Source organism: Helicobacter apodemus, assembly GCF_003097575.1.
Classification (GTDB): domain Bacteria; phylum Campylobacterota; class Campylobacteria; order Campylobacterales; family Helicobacteraceae; genus Helicobacter_D; species Helicobacter_D apodemus.
Genome location: NZ_CP021886.1, coordinates 22,933 through 44,921, shown reverse-complemented (window position 1 = coordinate 44,921; position 21,989 = coordinate 22,933). Strand labels below are relative to the sequence as shown.

Annotated in this window: 12 protein-coding genes; all 12 read left to right on the top strand. The window is 32.3% G+C overall.

Annotated elements, in window-relative coordinates:
• Window positions 1-3: 3 nt before the first annotated feature.
• Window positions 4-1,041, top strand: a complete 1,038-nt coding sequence (locus tag CDV25_RS00205) for a hypothetical protein (RefSeq protein WP_108910271.1) — start codon at window positions 4-6, stop codon at window positions 1,039-1,041.
• A 142-nt stretch (window positions 1,042-1,183) separates the two neighbouring features.
• On the top strand, window positions 1,184-1,735 hold the full coding sequence (locus CDV25_RS00200; protein WP_162550378.1) for a hypothetical protein: 552 nt from the start codon (window positions 1,184-1,186) through the stop codon (window positions 1,733-1,735).
• Between the two features lie 3 nt (window positions 1,736-1,738).
• Window positions 1,739-2,209: a hypothetical protein gene (locus CDV25_RS00195; RefSeq protein WP_108910269.1), complete on the top strand. Its 471-nt coding sequence runs from the start codon at window positions 1,739-1,741 to the stop codon at window positions 2,207-2,209.
• A gap of 432 nt (window positions 2,210-2,641) precedes the next feature.
• Complete coding sequence (locus CDV25_RS00185; RefSeq protein WP_108910267.1) at window positions 2,642-3,073, top strand: hypothetical protein; 432 nt, start codon at window positions 2,642-2,644, stop codon at window positions 3,071-3,073.
• Between the two features lie 268 nt (window positions 3,074-3,341).
• Window positions 3,342-4,097 (top strand): hypothetical protein, encoded by a 756-nt coding sequence (locus CDV25_RS00180; protein ID WP_162550377.1) that lies wholly within the window; start codon window positions 3,342-3,344, stop codon window positions 4,095-4,097.
• Window positions 4,098-4,133: 36 nt separating this feature from the next.
• Window positions 4,134-4,274 (top strand): hypothetical protein, encoded by a 141-nt coding sequence (locus CDV25_RS10070; RefSeq protein ID WP_162550375.1) that lies wholly within the window; start codon window positions 4,134-4,136, stop codon window positions 4,272-4,274.
• A gap of 115 nt (window positions 4,275-4,389) precedes the next feature.
• A complete protein-coding gene (locus CDV25_RS00175; protein WP_108910265.1) occupies window positions 4,390-6,039 on the top strand; it encodes a ShlB/FhaC/HecB family hemolysin secretion/activation protein in 1,650 nt (549 codons plus the stop codon).
• Between the two features lie 288 nt (window positions 6,040-6,327).
• Complete coding sequence (locus CDV25_RS00170; RefSeq protein WP_108910264.1) at window positions 6,328-7,512, top strand: filamentous hemagglutinin N-terminal domain-containing protein; 1,185 nt, start codon at window positions 6,328-6,330, stop codon at window positions 7,510-7,512.
• Between the two features lie 11 nt (window positions 7,513-7,523).
• A complete protein-coding gene (locus CDV25_RS00165; protein ID WP_108910263.1) occupies window positions 7,524-14,438 on the top strand; it encodes an autotransporter outer membrane beta-barrel domain-containing protein in 6,915 nt (2,304 codons plus the stop codon).
• Window positions 14,432-15,343 carry a hypothetical protein gene (locus CDV25_RS00160; RefSeq protein ID WP_108910262.1) on the top strand — a complete coding sequence of 304 codons (912 nt, stop codon included), beginning with the start codon at window positions 14,432-14,434 and terminating at the stop codon, window positions 15,341-15,343. The genes CDV25_RS00165 and CDV25_RS00160 overlap by 7 nt, the downstream gene beginning before the upstream one ends.
• A 45-nt stretch (window positions 15,344-15,388) precedes the next feature.
• Entirely contained in the window at window positions 15,389-21,148 is a 5,760-nt protein-coding gene (locus tag CDV25_RS00155; protein WP_108910261.1) for a hypothetical protein, read from the top strand.
• Window positions 21,138-21,956: a hypothetical protein gene (locus tag CDV25_RS00150; RefSeq protein ID WP_108910260.1), complete on the top strand. Its 819-nt coding sequence runs from the start codon at window positions 21,138-21,140 to the stop codon at window positions 21,954-21,956. Before CDV25_RS00155 ends, CDV25_RS00150 begins: the two co-directional genes overlap by 11 nt.
• Window positions 21,957-21,989 lie beyond the last annotated feature (33 nt).

Below are 21,989 nucleotides of genomic sequence, written 5' to 3'. Positions count from 1 at the left end.
CTTATGGCTTTAGGGAGTGCTTTAAGTGAGAGTGCTTTAAGAAATAATGCAATGATGCATTATGGGAATAAGATAATGATTGTAGATACAATTAATAATGGAGTGGGTATTGAATTAACACAAGAGGGGTTAGAAAAGATAGAGGAATATGCTAAGATGGGATTATATGGTATTACTAAAGATAATGCTTATGGTAAAGATGTCTATGTATTCAAAGGTTCTATGATGGAGGAGTTAAAAGATTTTATTCAAGATACAAGGTATGTAAAAGAAACTTTGGATTTGAATAGGGAGGGGGATTTTAAAGCTTTAAGTCAAAAAGGGGGTGTTAATTTTGAAAATATTAATGCAAAGACAAATATTGTCTTTGCTAATGGAATACACAATACTCTCCAAGATGCAAGGAATAGTGCTAATCTTATACAAAGGGGGTTTTTAAATAGACAAGTAGGAATAGTGAATAATGCAACAAGGGGATTTATTAATGATGTTTTAGAATATAATCCTAATACTTTAAGTGTAACAGATTTTATAATAGCCAATCAAATACAAAAACTTTCACCTAATACTATTTATACCGCTCATAGTGCAGCCAATAAAGATATTAATAATGCTAATTTTCTTAATGCTACTACAAATACTGAGACTAAGTATAAGCTTATCTCTATTGGTTCTCCAATAGCAGAGAGTGAATTAAGGGAATCTACTAATGCAGTAGGGGCGGAGTTGGTAAGGCAGGTGAATCATCCTTATGATCCGGTGGCAGGGATTTTAAATAGTGGGGAGAGGGAGAGGTATAGCAAAGATCTTGGCGAATATGTGGAACAAATATACCCTAGAGGATACACAACACCAACTTCTGAAAATACAAGAGGAATAATAATTCATCATGTTGAATATCAGCATTTAAAAAAATACCACCCCTTTAAATCCTATTACAATAATCCAGAATTTCAACTGCAACAAACAATTCAAAGATTATTAATGCAAGATGCAATGAAAGAAGTAAAAGAAAAAGGATTAGGTGATGATAAAGAGTAGAAATTATCTAGTTGTTATACCATTCTATGCATTGATTCAAATTTCAAGCTTCTTATCTATACTTTCGGATACTTTTATAGTATCACTTAGTGTTCTTTTGGCAGTCTTTTGCTTTTTTTATTTTTTTAACAAAAGATATGTGTTGTATAGGATTTTATCCATTATCATTACTTCATTAGTAGTATTTCTAGCCCCTCTTTTTTCTTTAGATTATATTTCTGATAAATTAGATTCTCATTTAAAAGCGTTTTATTTTTTAGTTGCACTCATTTGCCCACCAATAGCTACTATCTATCTTTTTTATTGGTTGTCTGAACAACAAATCCTAGATTGGTTTGTAAAGACTGCCATTGTTGTATATATTATCATTATAATTATTTATGAACTTACATCACTCATTGCTATTGCAATAAGTGGTAACAATCCCTATCCTGATATCTTATCCACTTCCATTCTCTTTCTCCTCCCCCTACCCCTTACCATTCACGCTCATATTAATCAAAGAAATATAGAAAAATATTTTCATTTGCTTTATATGGTGTTTGCACCAATATTACTTGATCTATTTATGATACCCTCAAAGGAAGTATCTTTAATTATTCTTTGTATTCCTCTTTTGTTTGTGTTGAAAAATTATTATTTATGGTATAGAGATTATAAAAGAAAACAAGCTATCAGAGAGGATAAGGATTAGGTTATGAAAAGAATTAGCATTTATTTAATGAAACCTAAACTCAACTATTTCTTGATCTTTAGCTTTATTCTAGCTCATAGTGCAGGAAATAAAGATATTTATAAAGCAAATCGCTTGAATGCTCATAAAGGACTTATAACCAATTATTATCTTCTCTCTCTTGGTTCTCCAGTATCAGAGAATCCTTTAAGGGATTCTATTAATGCAGTAGGAGGAGAGTTTGTAGGGCAGGTGAATCATCCATATGATTTTATAATTCAATCCGTCAATTGGAATACAGAGACTTCCGAACCTCCTTATCCGAATACTTTTAGAAGCGAGAGTAATAATTTTGTAACAAGATACCTAGAGAATACTCACGGCTATGAAATGTATTTAAGGAATTATGGAATTAAAAACATAATTGAAAATATAATGCGTGAAAATGCAATGAAAGAAAATAGTGAAAAAGAATTAAGCAATGGTAAGAATTAGAGATTATGCAATACCGATATTGTTATATACTTTTGGACAATCTTTGGTAACATTTGCTTTTTTTGTCTCAAATACTTTTGCTAACATAGTATTGATAATTGGAAAATTTACAAATATGGAATCTCTATTAGTGGCTCATATGCTTCATATGCTTGGATATTTATTTATCGGTTTTTGCACTCTTTATTATTTTTATAAAAAACAAATGTTGGATATGTTTATAGGAATCATCATTGCCCTAAATAGTCTTACTGTATGTTTTTATATAATGCTTGCATTACTTTTATTTCACTTTATGGGGGATGGTGTCTGATATGCTTACAATAAGTTTATTTATTATTATATTTTCCATTCTATTTATTTCTTCTTGCATTCCTTTACTCTTAATCATTGGGCTACATATATTTTTATTAAAAAAGAGAAAAATAAATAATGATTGCTAATAAAAATATTATTACTATGCTTTTTTATTTATTTGTTGGCTCTCCAATAGCAGAGAGTGAATTAAGGGAATCTACTAATGCAGTAGGGGCGGAGTTGGTAAGGCAGGTGAATCATCCTTATGATCCGGTGAGGGCAATTGGAAGCAAGAAAGATATGTGGGAGTATGGCACAAGTATGCTGATAGCCTCTATGATAGGGAGACAAGGGATAGCAAAATTTACGCCAAAGTTTCATCCAAATATTTTCGGGTTTTTAATAAATCCACTTGCGGTTGTTAGTTATGACTTATATAATTATCATTCCTTTAAAACTTATTACCAAAATCCCGAATTTCAACTTCAGCAAACTATTCAAAATCTATTGCTTGAAAATGCTATAAAAGAAAGTAATCAAAAAGAATTAAGTAATGAAAACAATTAGCATTTATGCAATACTAACACTCTACACATTGGCACAATTTACAAGTGCTTTATTTATAGGAATCCCTAATTCTCTTGCGGTATATATTAGCTTTTGTTTTGCAACACTTTATGGTCTTTATTTTTATAACAATAGGCAGATATTAGATTGGGTTTTAAGTATTAGTATTCCTTCAATAATTCTTTTTATAGTGATTTTTATAGTTTCTACTTTCTTTGCTGATTATAGTGCAGATAGGTCAATTATTAAAGGCTTAAATTACCTTTTTATGTTTGTATTATCTATAATATTAGGTCTTTCATTTATCTCTGTTCTTGTTTCTAAATGGATTGATGAAAAACAAAACTCTGATAAATTTATAAAAATTACTACTCTTATATATTTTATTGCTACAAGCATATATGGATTTATCACAGTATTAATTGTTGGACTTATGGCATCCTCTAGCAATAACACTTATTATGATATTATTATTTCTTATTCATTCATTTTTATTTATTTTATCCTCCCCTTGATTCTTACCATTCACGCTCATATTAATCAAAGAAATATAGAAAAATATTTTCATTTGCTTTATATGATATTTGCACCTTTATTAATATATCTATTTATGATACCCTTAAAGGAAGTATCTTTAATTATTCTTTGTATTCCTCTTTTGTTTGTGTTGAAAAATTATTATTTATGGTATAGGGATAAAAAATTAAACAAATTACAAGCAGTAGAAAAAAATTTAGAAGAATCTACTAAAGCAATAGGAGAATTTACAACACAGGTCAATCATTCTAAAGATTTAGTAAATAATGAGGAGAAGTATGAGAAAACAAGTAACTTAGATAAGATTCTAGGCTTTATTCAATGTGCTATAGTTGGTGCTATAGTTGGTGCTATAGTTGGTGCTATAGTTGGTGCTATAGTTGGTGCTATAGTTGGTGCTATAGTTGGTGCTATAGTTGGTGCTATAGTTGGTGCTATAGTTGGTGCTATAGCAAGGTTTATTGTAAGTTTTCCAGATTTTCTATAAATGTATTATAAATGCTTTGTTTGTGGAATTATAGGTATGAGCGTAAGTGTTCTTAGTGGAATTGGTATTAACATAATATTATTCAAAAAATACCACTCTTTTGAATCTCATTTTGAAAATCCAGAATTTCAACTGCAACAAACTATTCAAGCTCATATTCCATTAGATAATTTTTAATAAATTTTAAGCAAATTTACAATAAGAAAATTACAAATACTAAACTTTCAAAACACTAAAATAAAAAATATGCACTAAATTATACATTCTTTAAAGATACAACAAAGGAATATTAATGAAACTTTGTTTTTTGTCTCTAGTTTCTAATACCCCAAAGCTTTTATATTTATTCTTTGGGCTAGGGGTTAGTGCCTTAGAGGCAAACTTAAGCAGTCTTAATCAAAGTGAAAATAGGAGGATAGAGCAAGAAAAGCTCCAAAAGCTTGAGGAGTCCTTTATCCCTACGCTTAAAGCCTCTCCTAAAGCACCTCTACAAAACCAAGAATTTGCCTACCCCATAGAAGAAATAGCAATTATTGGTAATACTATTTTATCCCCCAAAGTCTTGCAAAAATGGAGAAATCAATACAAGCTTCTAAAGGATATACAATCCTTGCAAAAAGCTATTCATCACTTAGAAAATCTCTATCTCAATAAGGGCTATATTAATACTCGTATAAAAGTTGATCTAAGTCAAGCTAATTCCCCTCAAGCAAAACTCACCCTTAGGGTGCTAGAGGGCAAAATCGATAAATACCTTTTTAATGATAAAGAAAACTTATTAAAATCCACCCTTACCTTTCCAAGACGAAAAAATCAATATTTTAATATCTATGATATTGATCAAGGTGTGGATAATCTCTCTAATTTAGCAAAGATTTCTATTAATCCCTCCTCTAAACTAGGATATAGCATTGTTAATGTTGAAACTCCTAAAAAATTAGACTTAGAGGGTAAACTTAACTATAACAATCTAGGACAAAGCACAACTGGCAAAGCAAGAGCTAGAATCTCCTTAAATTCAAAAGACTTCTTAGGGCTCAATGAATCGCTTCTTTTCTACTACCAACAACGTCTTAATCCCAAAAAAACAAAAAATAATGCTAAAAACTATATTCTATCCCTTGCCTTTCCTTTTGGGTATTATCATTTGGGTTATAGCTATGAAAACTCTCATTATAAACAAGAGCTTTATGCCCTCAATAGAATCTATACCGCACAAGGAGACTCCACCACCCAAAACCTCTATCTCTCAAAAGTCCTTTATCGTGATGGAAGCGCAAAACTTGATTTGAAAGTTAATCTTGCTTTAAAGAAAATAGATAATTTGCTAGATAATTATCACTTAACCCTTAGCTCAAGGAGGCTTTCGGTAATTTCTATGGAATCTTCTTATCTTGGTAGGATTGCTAATGGCTTAATGAGTGCTAGTGTGGGCTTACATCAAGGATTGAAACATTTTAAAGCCAATAAAGATAATGAATGGTATCGCACCCCTAGCACACCTGAAGCAAAATTTTTAAAATATTCTTATTCTCTTAGTTGGTATAAACCCTTTAATACTTATTACTATAAGATAGATTTTAGCGGACAATTCACCAAAGATATTTTATATTCTAATGAAAAGCTCTATATTGGCGATGATACGACTATTAGAGGATTCCAAAATAATGGATTGCAAGGAGATAAAGGATTTTATTTAAGGAATGAATTAGGAATTAATCTTAAGCATATCAAACCCTTTATAGCCTATGATAGAGGACGCATAAAAAATTCTTATGGCTTAGAGGATTATGGAAGAGAATTACAAGGAATCTCTGTAGGAGCTAAAATAATTTATAAATCCCTAGAAGCCTCCCTAACTTTCTCTCGTGCCCTAAAATACCCTAAAACACTTTTAGTTAATGGCAAAGAAATTTATACAAGCATAACTTGGAATTTTTAAAAGGGATTGTTTAAGCATATGTAACTTTTAGTAACTTTATAGCTTATATTTTCAAAGCCCTAATGCTTAGAATCTAAAGAATTTTTAAAAATCTCCCTTCATTATCCTTAATAAAAAAGATTCTCAAAAAAAGAAAATTTTAATAATATTTTCAATATAAATATACCTAACAAATCAACACTAAATCGCTATTAATACTCAAAAAAGAATGAACTTTAGGATAAGGGCAAAATAAAAGAATTTAAAAAAGGAAAGTTTTAATATAAGGAACAAATTAAGGGGGAGATAATGGGTAATGTTTGCAATTATCAGGTTTTTAAAAAAATAACACAAGCCATAGCACCCGCTAAAACCTTAAAAATCCAAATGCCATTGTTGCTCTCCCAAAAACCTTTAACCCTTAAACTACCTATACAGCCCTTAGCTAAAGCCTCTAAGCCTAAACCCTTTTTATCCCTTTTATTATCCCTTATACTCCCTATCGCTTCTACTTATGCCGCACAACCCTCCCCCAACCAAATAGTTGATAGAGAAAAATCCCCCTCTTTATCCTTAGATAAGACAAATAATGGTGTGGATTTAATCAATCTAAGCACTCCTGATAAAAACTTACAATCCCATAATGTTTTTAAACATTTTAATGTCGATAAAAAAGGGGCTATTTTAAATAATAGTAATACCCTAATTAACTCTAAGCTTGGAGGAATGATCCCTCCAAACCCTAATTATGCCCCCAATGCTCCCTTAGCAAAAGAAATTCTGCTTGAAGTTTCGGGAAATACTAAAAGCTCACTTTTAGGTTATTTAGAAATTGCAGGAGGCAAGGCGGATTTAATCTTAAGCAATCCTAATGGGATTTATTTAAATGGTGCAGGTTTTATTAATACCCATAATCTCCTTTTAAACACTACGGAAAACTCCTCACATCCTCTCTATGATTCTAAAATAGAAATTGATGGCTTAGGGGCAGATTTAAGCACACTCAATAAAGCAGAATTCATCACGCAAGTAGCTCATTTAAACGCACCTTTATATGGAGGGAAAGAAGTAGTCTTTAACATAGAGGGCTTTAAAGATTCTAACCCCTCCTTTGGCTTTGATGCTAGAATGCTTGGCTCTTTGTATGCTGGAAAAATCACTATTATTGCTAACAAAGAGGGAGTAGGGGTAAAATCTGAAGGTGGGCTTTATGCTAATGCGGATTCTTTAAGTATCAATGCTAAAGGAGAGATTATCATCAAAGAAATGTTAGCTAAAGAAAACATTGCTTTAGAGTCTTTAGACAAAGTTACTTTGACAACAAAAGCCCAAGCACAAAAACTCTCTATCAAAAGCCCTACTTTAGAAAGCACCGCAAAACTGCATTTTAAAGATTTCACAACCCTCACAAACGCCTTTAAAAACACTGGAGAGCTTAGAGTCTCTAATCTTAATATCCAAACTCATAGCTTAGAAAATACAGGGGGATTTTAACTCAAGATTTAGTGCTTAATACGCAAGATTTTAATAACTATGGAGATTTTAGGAGTGAGAGGGCAGATATTTTTACAAAAAGCTTAAATAATAATGGCACACTTTTAAGTAATACACTTTTGATACAAACTAACACTTTAAATAATACCAATGCTTTAGAAGCTAACACATTTAACCTTACAACCCAAACTTTAAATAATAATGGGAATCTCCTAGCTTCTAATCTTAATATGCAAAGTAATGATTTAAACAATGCAGGAGAGCTTAGAGTCTCTAATCTTAATATCCAAAGTAATAGCTTTAATAATGGTGGGGATATTAAAGGACACACCTTTAGTCTTAATACTCAAGCTTTAGAAAATACAGGGGGGATTTTAACTCAAGATTTAGTGCTTAATACGCAAGGTTTTAATAACTATGGAAGTTTTCAAGGGGAGAATGTCAATATAATGACTACTAGCTTTAATAATCTTAGCAATGCTTCAGAATTTTTGAGTAAAAATTTAGTGCTTAATACGCAAGATTTTAATAACTATGGAGATTTTAGGAGCGAGAGGGCAGATATTTTTACAAAAAGCTTAAATAATAATGGCACACTTTTAAGTAATACACTTTTGATACAAACTAACACTTTAAATAATACCAATGCTTTAGAAGCTAACACATTTAACCTTACAACCCAAACTTTAAATAATAATGGGAATCTCCTAGCTTCTAATCTTAATATGCAAAGTAATGATTTAAACAATACAGGAGAGCTTAGAGTCTCTAATCTTAATATCCAAACTCATAGCTTAGAAAATACAGGGGGGATTTTAACTCAAGATTTAGTGCTTAATACGCAAGATTTAAACAATCAAGGAAACATTACTGCAAATACTTTTAAAGCACAGCTTAAAGATTATAACTTCAAAGATGGAGAGATTTTAGTAGAAGATTCTTTATCCTTAGAGGCTAATAATCTAACACTCTCTAAAGCCTTTAATACCCCTTCTAATGTCTTTATAAACCTTAAAGGGGATTTTCATAATACTAAAAACTTTTCTGCAAACTCCCTGCATTTACAAGCTAATAAGGTTATTAATAGCTCTTTAATAGCTTTAAGAGAAGATTCTACTTTAGAGAGTAAAACTTTTAATAATGCCAAAAATGCAAGACTTTTAAGCCTAGGGGATCTGCAATTAAAAAACCAATCCTTGCATAATCAAGGGGAGATTCTTGCTAATTCTTTAAATATCCACACCCATAGGCTTGATAACCTTTCAGCCTCTATCCAATCCCTGCAAGACTTCACACTTGTTGCTAATACCCTAAATAATCAAGGAAGTATCACACAAGATTCTTATACGACAAGGTGGTATTATCCGCAGGATAATCTCAAAAAGTCCCCCGCTATTGCGACTAAAGATATTTTTTTAAAGACTTTAGATAAAGACTTTCAAAATCTTTATAAGCATTTTAGCAAACCCCAAGGGCAATGGATTAGTAGCCCTTATGTTAAAAATGTAGAAATTCCTAACTCTAGCCTTAAAACTCACAAAGCCTCTCTTAAAGCAGGAGGTAATTTCACTATAAAAGCTAAAGAGATTTTAAACCAAGAAGCAGAGATTATAGCGAGTAAAAATCTAAACATCACCACCCAAAGCTTACAAAACATAAGGGCTTTTATACCTCTTAAACTCAAAGTGATTTATGGGAGGGATTATGAAGTAGTAGAGCATAGGAGAATCCCTTTAAATGGTGGCTTAAAACCAGAAACTCTAAAACAAGAAGCCTTAAAAGAAGGGAAAGTAAGCAATGAAAGATTAGGGGGGATAAGAAGGGGATTAAGAAGGGGATCAAGAGGATATGCTTGGGCTTATAACTACACCCTCACTAAAACCCTAGCTCCAGAATATAAAAGTAACTATACAACCTCCCTATTTTCTAATACCCCTACCCTAATCCTAGCAGGAGGAAATGCTACTATCCAAGCACAAAATATTCTTAATCAATCTTTCTTGGGCTTTAGGGGTAATACTACCTTAAACACCCATACACTTAATAATGCTAAAGATGCTACACTCTTTAATAATGCCACTCTATCCTTACAAGCCCATAGCTTTAAAAATGAGGGAGAGATTAGGGGAGAGAATCTTAATGCAACCCTTAATACTTTAGAAAATAAGGCAGGAAAAATAACTTTTAATCAAAATGCTTCTTTGAAACTACAAACTTTAAAAAATCAAGGAATTGCTAATAAAACCTATTCGCAAAAGTGGGTAAATGCGGATAAGAGCGCCCTTATTTTAGAGGATATTCCAGAAAAAGATTTAATAGAGCCTAGAGCCTCTCTTGATGCTCAAAGGACTTCACACAAAAATGGCACTTGGGATAATAGCCCTCCAGAATATATTGCAGGCTCTGAACTCATCACCTCTAATGAACCAAGCTTCAAAGCTCTTTTAGAGGTTAAAGGGAATCTTAATATTCAAGCTAAAGAGATTTTAAACCAAGAAGCGGATATTTTAGTAGGTAAGGATTTACAAATAACGACTAATGTTTTAAACAATGCTAAAACTCCTCAATATGCTAAGGTAGATTTTATCCTTAATCATCCCTTTAGGTATAGTAAGAAACGCGGAAAATTGAGACCTTGGGGTTGGGATAGTGCAACTGCAAGCACTCAAGGAAGCACAAATCAACTCTTTTATTCAGCCTCTCAAACTTCTATACTTGTAGGGGGTAAAGCTAATATTAAAGCTAGGAAGATTGGGAATGGAGAGATTTTAGAAAATCGTAAAAATACTCAATTTAGTAAATCTACGCCCTTAATAGCTCTAAATCCCCTTTTAAACTTCCTAATCCCTGCTCCAAATAATGCTTTATTTTCTAAAGGTAGAAAATCAACCCCTACTCCTACTACTTATAGCCTTAATTTCTCTGCTTTAAATAACTCACTTTTTACTTTAAATACTAATAAAGATTCTCCTCTTTTAACGCTTAATCCTACTATTGCAGAGTTTTATAATGATATTAATGTTACCCCTAATGTTAATAATGTAGGGATTAAGACTTCTTCTGAAGCTTTAGCTTCTACTACCCTAAAAGCTCCTATAGAATCTAATCCACTTTATACCAATACTTCTATGTTGCTCTCTAGTGATTATTTCTTAAATAAACTAGGCTTTGACCCTAAGATGAAATTCTTAGGGGATAATGCTTTTGAAAAGATTCTTATTACTCAAAGTATTCACCAAAGTCCTAAGCAATATCTAGGGAATAGGAATTTTAGTTCTTTAAAACAAAGTCTTTTAGAAAATGCTCTTTTAGAACAAGAGCGTTTAGGTTTAATAGCAGGGATTCCTTTAATTCAAGAACAAAGAGAGGCTTTAGAGAAAGATATTCTATGGTATGAGCTAGAAAGCATACAAACTCCAGATGGGAAAATACAAGAAGTTTTAGTGCCTAAGCTTTATTTAGCTAAGGCTCCTTTAGAGGCTTCTGCTATTATAGAGGCTAAAGGGGATTTAACCTTAGAAGCTAATACCCTTAATAATCAAGGAGTAATTAAAGCAAACAATCTCTTTGCTTCCTTACAAGGTTTTATCCAAGAATCTAACTTTAATGAAGCAAAGATTGAAGCTAGAGAGAATCTTTTAGTTAATACCCAAAGCTTTAAAAACATAGGGGGAGAGTTAAAAGCAGGAGAGAATCTTAGTATTAGCACTCAAGACTTCCTTAACCAAAGCAAATTCTTAAAGGGTAATCTTTATAGAGATAATGCCAATACCTTTTATCAAAACACTCTTTTAAAAGATAAGGCTTCTATGGAGGGCAGGAATATCTTTATTAAAGCTCAAGACTTTAGCTCTAGGGCTTCTTTGTTTAAGGCTAAAGATTCTCTTTTTATTGCAGCAGAGGATATTTCTCTTTTAGGGGATAATAGCTCTAGGTCTATCCAAAGAGGAGCAGGAGATAATAGCTTTTTAAGTGTAGTTAGTAATCATAAGGGAAATACTTTAGAAGCTAAGGATATGGTTATATTCTCTCAAGGAGATATAAAGAGTATAGGCTCTAGTTTCTCCGCTCAAGGGGATTTAATCTTAGGAGCTAAGAATCTTTATTTACTACCAGGTAGGAATATAGAGAGTTTAGAGATTAAAACAAAGCATAAAGGAACCTTTAAAAGCACACAAGAAATAAGCTTTTATGAAAAGAGCACTTCTAGTAAGAATACCTTAGAGGGAGCTAATATTGCTTTAAGGGCTAAAGAGGATTTAATCCTTTATGGAGTAGATTTAAAGGCTACACCCTCTATTACTTTAGAGGGGGCTAATATTCTCCAAGCAGGGGTTAAAGATACTATTAAGTCTTATCATTCTAAAAGCTCCTCTACTTTCTTTGGGCTTTCTAAGAGAGAGTTTAAAGAAACTTCTTTAAAAGAGCAAGCACAATATGCTTTAGTCAATAGTGATGCTAATCTTTCTTATAAGGCTTTATCCTCTTTAGTCTTAGAGGGTGTTAGACTTAATGCTAAGAGAATATCTTTAGGGGCTAAGACTTTAGAGATTAAGCCTTTAGTGTTAGAGAGTATAGAGACTAAAGAATGGAGTAAAGGAACTTTATTATCCCCTAGCTTTATGCAAGAGAGTTTAGAGAGAGTTTCTCTAACTCCCTCTTTTATAGAATCTAAAGATTTAAGTATTAATACTTTAAGCACTACTATTAAAGCTTCTCATATAAAGGCTAGAAATGTAAATATTAATACTCAAGCTTTAGCCTTAATTTCTTTAAAAAATAGGGAATATAAAAGTTCTTTTAGTTCTAATGCTTCTTCTTTTCTTTTAGCTAAGAATACTAAGGAGGGATTTATAAAAGAAGTAGCTATGCCCTCTACCCTTAGCTTTAGTAATAGCTTTGTGTTAAATGGTAGGGAGTTAAGTAAAGAAGTTCAAGAGTTAAGTAATAGGAGTAATTTTATAGCAAAAGATAAAGAGAGTAAGGTTAGAGTAGGCTTAGGAGAGTTAAGCAGTAATAATAAAGAGTTAGGGGATAATACAACTAAAGGGTTAAATCAAGATGTTCAAGAGTTAAGTAAAGGATTCAATAATAAAACTCAAGAAAGCCTTAAGGCTAAAGATAATCATACTCCTTTAATAATCTCTTCTGAAATGCCTTTAGCTTTAGATTCTTCTATTATCTTTTCTAAAGCACTTTTGGAGAATAAGCAATGGAGTGAGAGGAGTAAATCTCTTACTCCTTTAAGTCATCTACTCTTAGAAGCTGCTTTAGCTTATGTAAGTGCTGGGATTAATCTACCTATTCATTCTACCTTTGTCTCTAGTGTTGCTAAAGGTTCTATGCAAGGTGCTTTAGGTAGTGGGGTTTTTCAAGTGAGTAATAAGCTATTAGATTCTAAAAATGCTTTATCTTTTAGGAGTTTTACTAAAGATACACTAGGGGGAGGATTAAAAGGAGGGATAGGATTACTTCCTCTTAATCTTTCTTTGGTTGAAGGGATAGAGACTCTACCTCTTAGAGAGATTGTTTTAAATGCTAGTGTTGATACATTAGTGTATAAAGAGAGTTTTAAAGAATCTCTTTTAGGGCATTCTTTATTGGCTTTAGGTAATAGTCTTTATAAAGGTGTAGGGGATATAGCACAGATACAAAGTATAGAGGGGAATAGTCTTTTTAAAGAGGGGGGATTAGGTAAGGTAGTGCTTCATAGTGGTGTTGGGGGAGTAATGGCTGCTTTAAATAAGGAAAACTTTTTTAAAGGGGCTTTAATCTCTGGGATATATGAGAGTATTGCTCCTTTAAGGGGGAATCCAATAGAGCATAAAGAAAGAGAGGTTTTAATCTCTAAAGTCTATGGGGGAGTAGTAGGGGGATTATTAGGGGGGAATTCTCTTATGGCTTTAGGGAGTGCTTTAAGTGAGAGTGCTTTAAGAAATAATGCAATGATGCATTATGGGAATAAGATAATGATTGTAGATACAATTAATAATGGAGTGGGTATTGAATTAACACAAGAGGGGTTAGAAAAGATAGAGGAATATGCTAAGATGGGATTATATGGTATTACTAAAGATAATGCTTATGGTAAAGATGTCTATGTATTCAAAGGTTCTATGATAGAGGAGTTAAAAGATTTCATTAAAGATACAAGGTATGTAAAAGAAACTTTGGATTTGAATAGGGAGGGGGATTTTAAAGCTTTAAGTCAAAAAGGGGGTGTTAATTTTGAAAATATTAATGCAAAGACAAATATTGTCTTTGCTAATGGAATACACAATACTCTCCAAGATGCAAGGAATAGTGCTAATCTTATACAAAGGGGGTTTTTAAATAGACAAGTAGGAATAGTGAATAATGCAACAAGGGGATTTATTAATGATGTTTTAGAATATAATCCTAATACTTTAAGTGTAACAGATTTTATAATAGCCAATCAAATACAAAAACTTTCACCTAATACTATTTATACCGCTCATAGTGCAGCCAATAAAGATATTAATAACGCTAATTTTCTTAATGCTACTACAAATACTAAGACTAAGTATAAGCTTATCTCTATTGGTTCTCCAATAGCAGAGAGTGAATTAAGGGAATCCACTAATGCAGTAGGAGCAGAGTTGGTAAGGCAGGTGAATCATCCTTATGATCCGGTGGCAGGGATTTTAAATAGTGGGGAGAGTGGGTATTGGAAAAATGTTGTACTTCCTTCCATGTTATCAAGAGTTTATTTTGGAAATGTTGTATCATTTGGTTTAGTTCCAGCTGCTACTGCATTTGCTATGTATCTTGATTTAAAAAAATACCACCCCTTTGAATCCTATTACAATAATCCAAAATTTCAACTGCAACAAACTATTCAAAAAATAATCATTGAAGATGCTATAAAAGAAAGTAATAAAAAGGGGAGTGTTCAGCAATGGTAAGGAGTAGAGAGAGAGATTATGCAAAAAAAGATTCATTTATAGTTATTGCCTATACCATAAGTATTATTGCTATATTTTGTTATGGATTGACAACAATATTTTTGGTGGGCATTCCTAAATTCTTGAATACTTATCGTATTAATGATATTATTTTTTCTCATTTAATGCTCTATATTGTCTGTTTCTCTCCTTTGCCCCTTACTATTAATGCCCATATCAACAAAAGAAATACAGAAAAATATTTTCATTTGCTTTATATAATATTTGCACCAATGTTGCTTCTTTTTCTTTGTTATGGTTATGATACTGCTACTAAAGACATTGACTCGATTGTTTTTTTTATAATGATTATCTTTATATTCTTTATTCCTCTTTTGTTTGTGTTAAGAAATTGTTATTTGTGGTATAGAGATAAAAAATTGAAACAAAAAGAATACTCATTAGAAATTATAAATAGCAAGGAAAAATATAAAGAAATAAGTAACTTAGATAAAAAGTTTAACGCTCTCATTGAATATGCTATATTGGGTGCTATATTGGGTGCTATATTGGGTGCTATTAAATATGCTATTGTAGGTGCTATATTGGGTGCTATCATCATTGCCATTGTAGGAGCCATTGCAGGTTTCGCAAAAATTATAAATACTACGACTCCTTATAAATTAGGTGTTATAGGTGCCAATATAGGTATGATTTTAGGCACTTTTATAGGTGGGACATGGGCTATTGTAAGTGTTGTAGATGCTATAACAAGTGCTGTTGTAAGTGTTGTATGTATTATTATAAATTGTATAGGTTTTGTATGTGCCATTACAAATGCCACCAAAGATTTTATTGTAAAATTTATTGTAAATTTTATTGTAAGTGCTATTGTGTTTTTCATAGGCATATCATACATTAAATAACCAATATCAAAATGATAAAACAATGCAATAGGGGATAAAACTCAAATGATAACAACTCAAAACCTTTCAGCCTCTATCCAATCTCTGCAAGACTTCACGCTTGTTGCTAATACCCTAAATAACCAAGGAAGTATCACGCAAAATTCTTATACGACAAGGTGGTATTATCCGCAGGATAATCTCAAAAAGTCCCCCGCTATTGCGACTAAAGATATTTTTTTAAAGACTTTAGATAAAGACTTTCAAAATCTCTATAAGCATTTTAGCAAACCCCAAGGGCAATGGATTAGTAGCCCTTATGTTAAAAATGTAGAAATTCCTAACTCTAGCCTTAAAACTCACAAAGCCTCTCTTAAAGCAGGAGGTAATTTCACTATAAAAGCTAAAGAGATTTTAAACCAAGAAGCAGAGATTATAGCGAGTAAAAATCTAAACATCACCACCCAAAGCTTACAAAACATAAGGGCTTTTATACCTCTTAAACTCAAAGTGATTTATGGGAGGGATTATGAAGTAGTAGAGCATAGGAGAATCCCTTTAAATGGTGGCTTAAAACCAGAAACTCTAAAACAAGAAGCCTTAAAAGAAGGGAAAGTAAGCAATGAAAGATTAGGGGGGATAAGAAGGGGATTAAGAAGGGGATCAAGAGGATATGCTTGGGCTTATAACTACACCCTCACTAAAACCCTAGCTCCAGAATATAAAAGTAACTATACAACCTCCCTATTTTCTAATACCCCTACCCTAATCCTAGCAGGAGGAAATGCTACTATCCAAGCACAAAATATTCTTAATCAATCTTTCTTGGGCTTTAGGGGTAATACTACCTTAAACACCCATACACTTAATAATGCTAAAGATGCTACACTCTTTAATAATGCCACTCTATCCTTACAAGCCCATAGCTTTAAAAATGAGGGAGAGATTAGGGGAGAGAATCTTAATGCAACCCTTAATACTTTAGAAAATAAGGCAGGAAAAATAACTTTTAATCAAAATGCTTCTTTGAAACTACAAACTTTAAAAAATCAAGGAATTGCTAATAAAACCTATTCGCAAAAGTGGGTAAATGCGGATAAGAGCGCCCTTATTTTAGAGGATATTCCAAAAAAAGATTTAATAGAGCCTAGAGCCTCTCTTGATGCTCAAAGGACTTCACACAAAAATGGCACTTGGGATAATAGCCCTCCAGAATATATTGCAGGCTCTGAACTCATCACCTCTAATGAACCAAGCTTCAAAGCTCTTTTAGAGGTTAAAGGGAATCTTAATATTCAAGCTAAAGAGATTTTAAACCAAGAAGCGGATATTTTAGTAGGTAAGGATTTACAAATAACGACTAATGTTTTAAACAATGCTAAAACTCCTCAATATGCTAAGGTAGATTTTATCCTTAATCATCCCTTTAGGTATAGTAAGAAACGCGGAAAATTGAGACCTTGGGGTTGGGATAGTGCAACTGCAAGCACTCAAGGAAGCACAAATCAACTCTTTTATTCAGCCTCTCAAACTTCTATACTTGTAGGGGGTAAAGCTAATATTAAAGCTAGGAAGATTGGGAATGGAGAGATTTTAGAAAATCGTAAAAATACTCAATTTAGTAAATCTACGCCCTTAATAGCTCTAAATCCCCTTTTAAACTTCCTAATCCCTGCTCCAAATAATGCTTTATTTTCTAAAGGTAGAAAATCAACCCCTACTCCTACTACTTATAGCCTTAATTTCTCTGCTTTAAATAACTCACTTTTTACTTTAAATACTAATAAAGATTCTCCTCTTTTAACGCTTAATCCTACTATTGCAGAGTTTTATAATGATATTAATGTTACCCCTAATGTTAATAATGTAGGGATTAAGACTTCTTCTGAAGCTTTAGCTTCTACTACCCTAAAAGCTCCTATAGAATCTAATCCACTTTATACCAATACTTCTATGTTGCTCTCTAGTGATTATTTCTTAAATAAACTAGGCTTTGACCCTAAGATGAAATTCTTAGGGGATAATGCTTTTGAAAAGATTCTTATTACTCAAAGTATTCACCAAAGTCCTAAGCAATATCTAGGGAATAGGAATTTTAGTTCTTTAAAACAAAGTCTTTTAGAAAATGCTCTTTTAGAACAAGAGCGTTTAGGTTTAATAGCAGGGATTCCTTTAATTCAAGAACAAAGAGAGGCTTTAGAGAAAGATATTCTATGGTATGAGCTAGAAAGCATACAAACTCCAGATGGGAAAATACAAGAAGTTTTAGTGCCTAAGCTTTATTTAGCTAAGGCTCCTTTAGAGGCTTCTGCTATTATAGAGGCTAAAGGGGATTTAACCTTAGAAGCTAATACCCTTAATAATCAAGGAGTAATTAAAGCAAACAATCTCTTTGCTTCCTTACAAGGTTTTATCCAAGAATCTAACTTTAATGAAGCAAAGATTGAAGCTAGAGAGAATCTTTTAGTTAATACCCAAAGCTTTAAAAACATAGGGGGAGAGTTAAAAGCAGGAGAGAATCTTAGTATTAGCACTCAAGACTTCCTTAACCAAAGCAAATTCTTAAAGGGTAATCTTTATAGAGATAATGCCAATACCTTTTATCAAAACACTCTTTTAAAAGATAAGGCTTCTATGGAGGGCAGGAATATCTTTATTAAAGCTCAAGACTTTAGCTCTAGGGCTTCTTTGTTTAAGGCTAAAGATTCTCTTTTTATTGCAGCAGAGGATATTTCTCTTTTAGGGGATAATAGCTCTAGGTCTATCCAAAGAGGAGCAGGAGATAATAGCTTTTTAAGTGTAGTTAGTAATCATAAGGGAAATACTTTAGAAGCTAAGGATATGGTTATATTCTCTCAAGGAGATATAAAGAGTATAGGCTCTAGTTTCTCCGCTCAAGGGGATTTAATCTTAGGAGCTAAGAATCTTTATTTACTACCAGGTAGGAATATAGAGAGTTTAGAGATTAAAACAAAGCATAAAGGAACCTTTAAAAGCACACAAGAAATAAGCTTTTATGAAAAGAGCACTTCTAGTAAGAATACCTTAGAGGGAGCTAATATTGCTTTAAGGGCTAAAGAGGATTTAATCCTTTATGGAGTAGATTTAAAGGCTACACCCTCTATTACTTTAGAGGGGGCTAATATTCTCCAAGCAGGGGTTAAAGATACTATTAAGTCTTATCATTCTAAAAGCTCCTCTACTTTCTTTGGGCTTTCTAAGAGAGAGTTTAAAGAAACTTCTTTAAAAGAGCAAGCACAATATGCTTTAGTCAATAGTGATGCTAATCTTTCTTATAAGGCTTTATCCTCTTTAGTCTTAGAGGGTGTTAGACTTAATGCTAAGAGAATATCTTTAGGGGCTAAGACTTTAGAGATTAAGCCTTTAGTGTTAGAGAGTATAGAGACTAAAGAATGGAGTAAAGGAACTTTATTATCCCCTAGCTTTATGCAAGAGAGTTTAGAGAGAGTTTCTCTAACTCCCTCTTTTATAGAATCTAAAGATTTAAGTATTAATACTTTAAGCACTACTATTAAAGCTTCTCATATAAAGGCTAGAAATGTAAATATTAATACTCAAGCTTTAGCCTTAATTTCTTTAAAAAATAGGGAATATAAAAGTTCTTTTAGTTCTAATGCTTCTTCTTTTCTTTTAGCTAAGAATACTAAGGAGGGATTTATAAAAGAAGTAGCTATGCCCTCTACCCTTAGCTTTAGTAATAGCTTTGTGTTAAATGGTAGGGAGTTAAGTAAAGAAGTTCAAGAGTTAAGTAATAGGAGTAATTTTATAGCAAAAGATAAAGAGAGTAAGGTTAGAGTAGGCTTAGGAGAGTTAAGCAGTAATAATAAAGAGTTAGGGGATAATACAACTAAAGGGTTAAATCAAGATGTTCAAGAGTTAAGTAAAGGATTCAATAATAAAACTCAAGAAAGCCTTAAGGCTAAAGATAATCATACTCCTTTAATAATCTCTTCTGAAATGCCTTTAGCTTTAGATTCTTCTATTATCTTTTCTAAAGCACTTTTGGAGAATAAGCAATGGAGTGAGAGGAGTAAATCTCTTACTCCTTTAAGTCATCTACTCTTAGAAGCTGCTTTAGCTTATGTAAGTGCTGGGATTAATCTACCTATTCATTCTACCTTTGTCTCTAGTGTTGCTAAAGGTTCTATGCAAGGTGCTTTAGGTAGTGGGGTTTTTCAAGTGAGTAATAAGCTATTAGATTCTAAAAATGCTTTATCTTTTAGGAGTTTTACTAAAGATACTCTAGGGGGAGGATTAAAAGGAGGGATAGGATTACTTCCTCTTAATCTTTCTTTGGTTGAAGGGATAGAGACTCTACCTCTTAGAGAGATTGTTTTAAATGCTAGTGTTGATACATTAGTGTATAAAGAGAGTTTTAAAGAATCTCTTTTAGGGCATTCTTTATTGGCTTTAGGTAATAGTCTTTATAAAGGTGTAGGGGATATAGCACAGATACAAAGTATAGAGGGGAATAGTCTTTTTAAAGAGGGGGGATTAGGTAAGGTAGTGCTTCATAGTGGTGTTGGGGGAGTAATGGCTGCTTTAAATAAGGAAAACTTTTTTAAAGGGGCTTTAATCTCTGGGATATATGAGAGTATTGCTCCTTTAAGGGGGAATCCAATAGAGCATAAAGAAAGAGAGGTTTTAATCTCTAAAGTCTATGGGGGAGTAGTAGGGGGATTATTAGGGGGGAATTCTCTTATGGCTTTAGGGAGTGCTTTAAGTGAGAGTGCAGAGAGATATAATAGGGAATTGCATTATGATGGTAAGCTTGTTGCTATGGATAGGGTAAATGATGGGAAAATAGTAGAATTAACAGATGGTGAATATGCAGTGCTTTCAAGTCAATACTTCCCCAATAAAGATGAGTTAGGGACTAAACTTCTTTATCCCGCATATAGAGATAATGGGACAATTATTTATAACATTCCTATTACTCAAAACTTTACTAATAAGGATTTAAATTTAAATAATCCCAAAGACTTTGAAACTTTAAGGAGGAGGACAGATATGAGTTATGAAAATATTAATGCAAATACAAGTATTGTATTTATAAATGGAATGGAGAATACTTTAGAAGATGCAAGGAATAGTGCTAATCTTATACAAAGAGATTTTTTAGATAGACAAGTGGGGTTAATGAATAATGCAACAGGAGAGGGAAAGGTTTTACAAAAATATTTTGGTAGTGGAGCTATTACAAAAAGACTTGATAGTGCTATTAATGCAGTATTACCTAAAAAAGTAGTTAGGCTGACAGATGATGTTTTAGAATGGACTCCTAATTATTTCACTTTAAAAGATTCTTTAAATGCTCATATGTTACAAAAACTTCCTAGAGATTCTGTTGTCATTACTCATAGTGCAGGGAATGAGGATATTTATAAAGCTAATCGTATTAATGCTATTACTAATACTAAGACTAAGTATAAGCTTATCTCTGTTGGTTCTCCTAAATCAGAGAGTAATTTAAGGGAATCTACTTCTAGTGTAGGAGCGGAGTTGGTAAGGCAGGTGAATGATAGTAAGGATCCAGTGGCAAATCCAAAAGATGCTGCTTTAGATGCTGTTACAAGTGGAGTTATGGATTATCTTAAAGGTGGAAGTGGATTTATTAGTATGGGAGTGGGTGGAATTCGTATAATTAATACTACCAAAGATCGTTTTAACAAATACCACCCCTTTGAAACATATTACCAAAATGAAGCTTTTCAGATAAAACAAACTATTGAAAATGCTTTAATAAAAAATATATCTGAAGAAAATCATCAAAATTCAATTAAAGGATTAAACAATGGTGACTAAAAAACCTATAAAAAAAGATACATTTATAACCATAGCTAATATCATAAGCTCTATTGCTTCATTATTTTATCTACTTATAGCGTCATTTTTTGCAGTATTGATTCTTGTTTTTGAAAACATCTCTATCAATGATATAATTTTTATTTCTTTATTCATCTTTCCTTGTCTATTTCCTTTACCTTTGGCAATTAATGCTCATATTTATAAAAGGGATATAGAAAGTATCTTTCATCTTGGCTATATGGTATTTGCACCTATAATAGCTCTTTTTTTTTATTATGGTTATATTGATAACATTAAGCAAGATACTTCTATTTTTCTTCTTATAATGCTTATCTTTATTCTTTCTCTTCCTTATCTCTTTTTATTAAGAAACTTTTATTTATGGTGCAGGAATGAAAGATTAAATAAAGAAGAGAAACATAAGTGCATAAAAGGATTAGTTAGAATTTTAAATACTCCAGATGTTACTCTAAGTGGTATAGTAGGTTCTACCATAGGTGGAATAGCAGGTGGAATAGCAGGTGGAATAGCAGGTGGAATAGCAGGTGGAATAGCAGGTGGAATAGCAGGTGGAATAGCAGGTGCTACTGTAAATGGTATGGTGAGTGATGGTATAAATGTAATAGCAGGTGTAATAGCAGGTGTAATAGCAGGTGTAATAGCAGGTGGAATAGCAGGTGGAATAGCAGGTGCTACTGTAAATGGTATGGTGAGTGATGGTATAAATGTAATAGCAGGTGTAATAGCAGGTATTATTGTGGCACTATTGGGTATTGCTATTATAAGGCTTATAAATGTGTCATAAATACTATACACCAAAATTAAACAAAGAGATGAT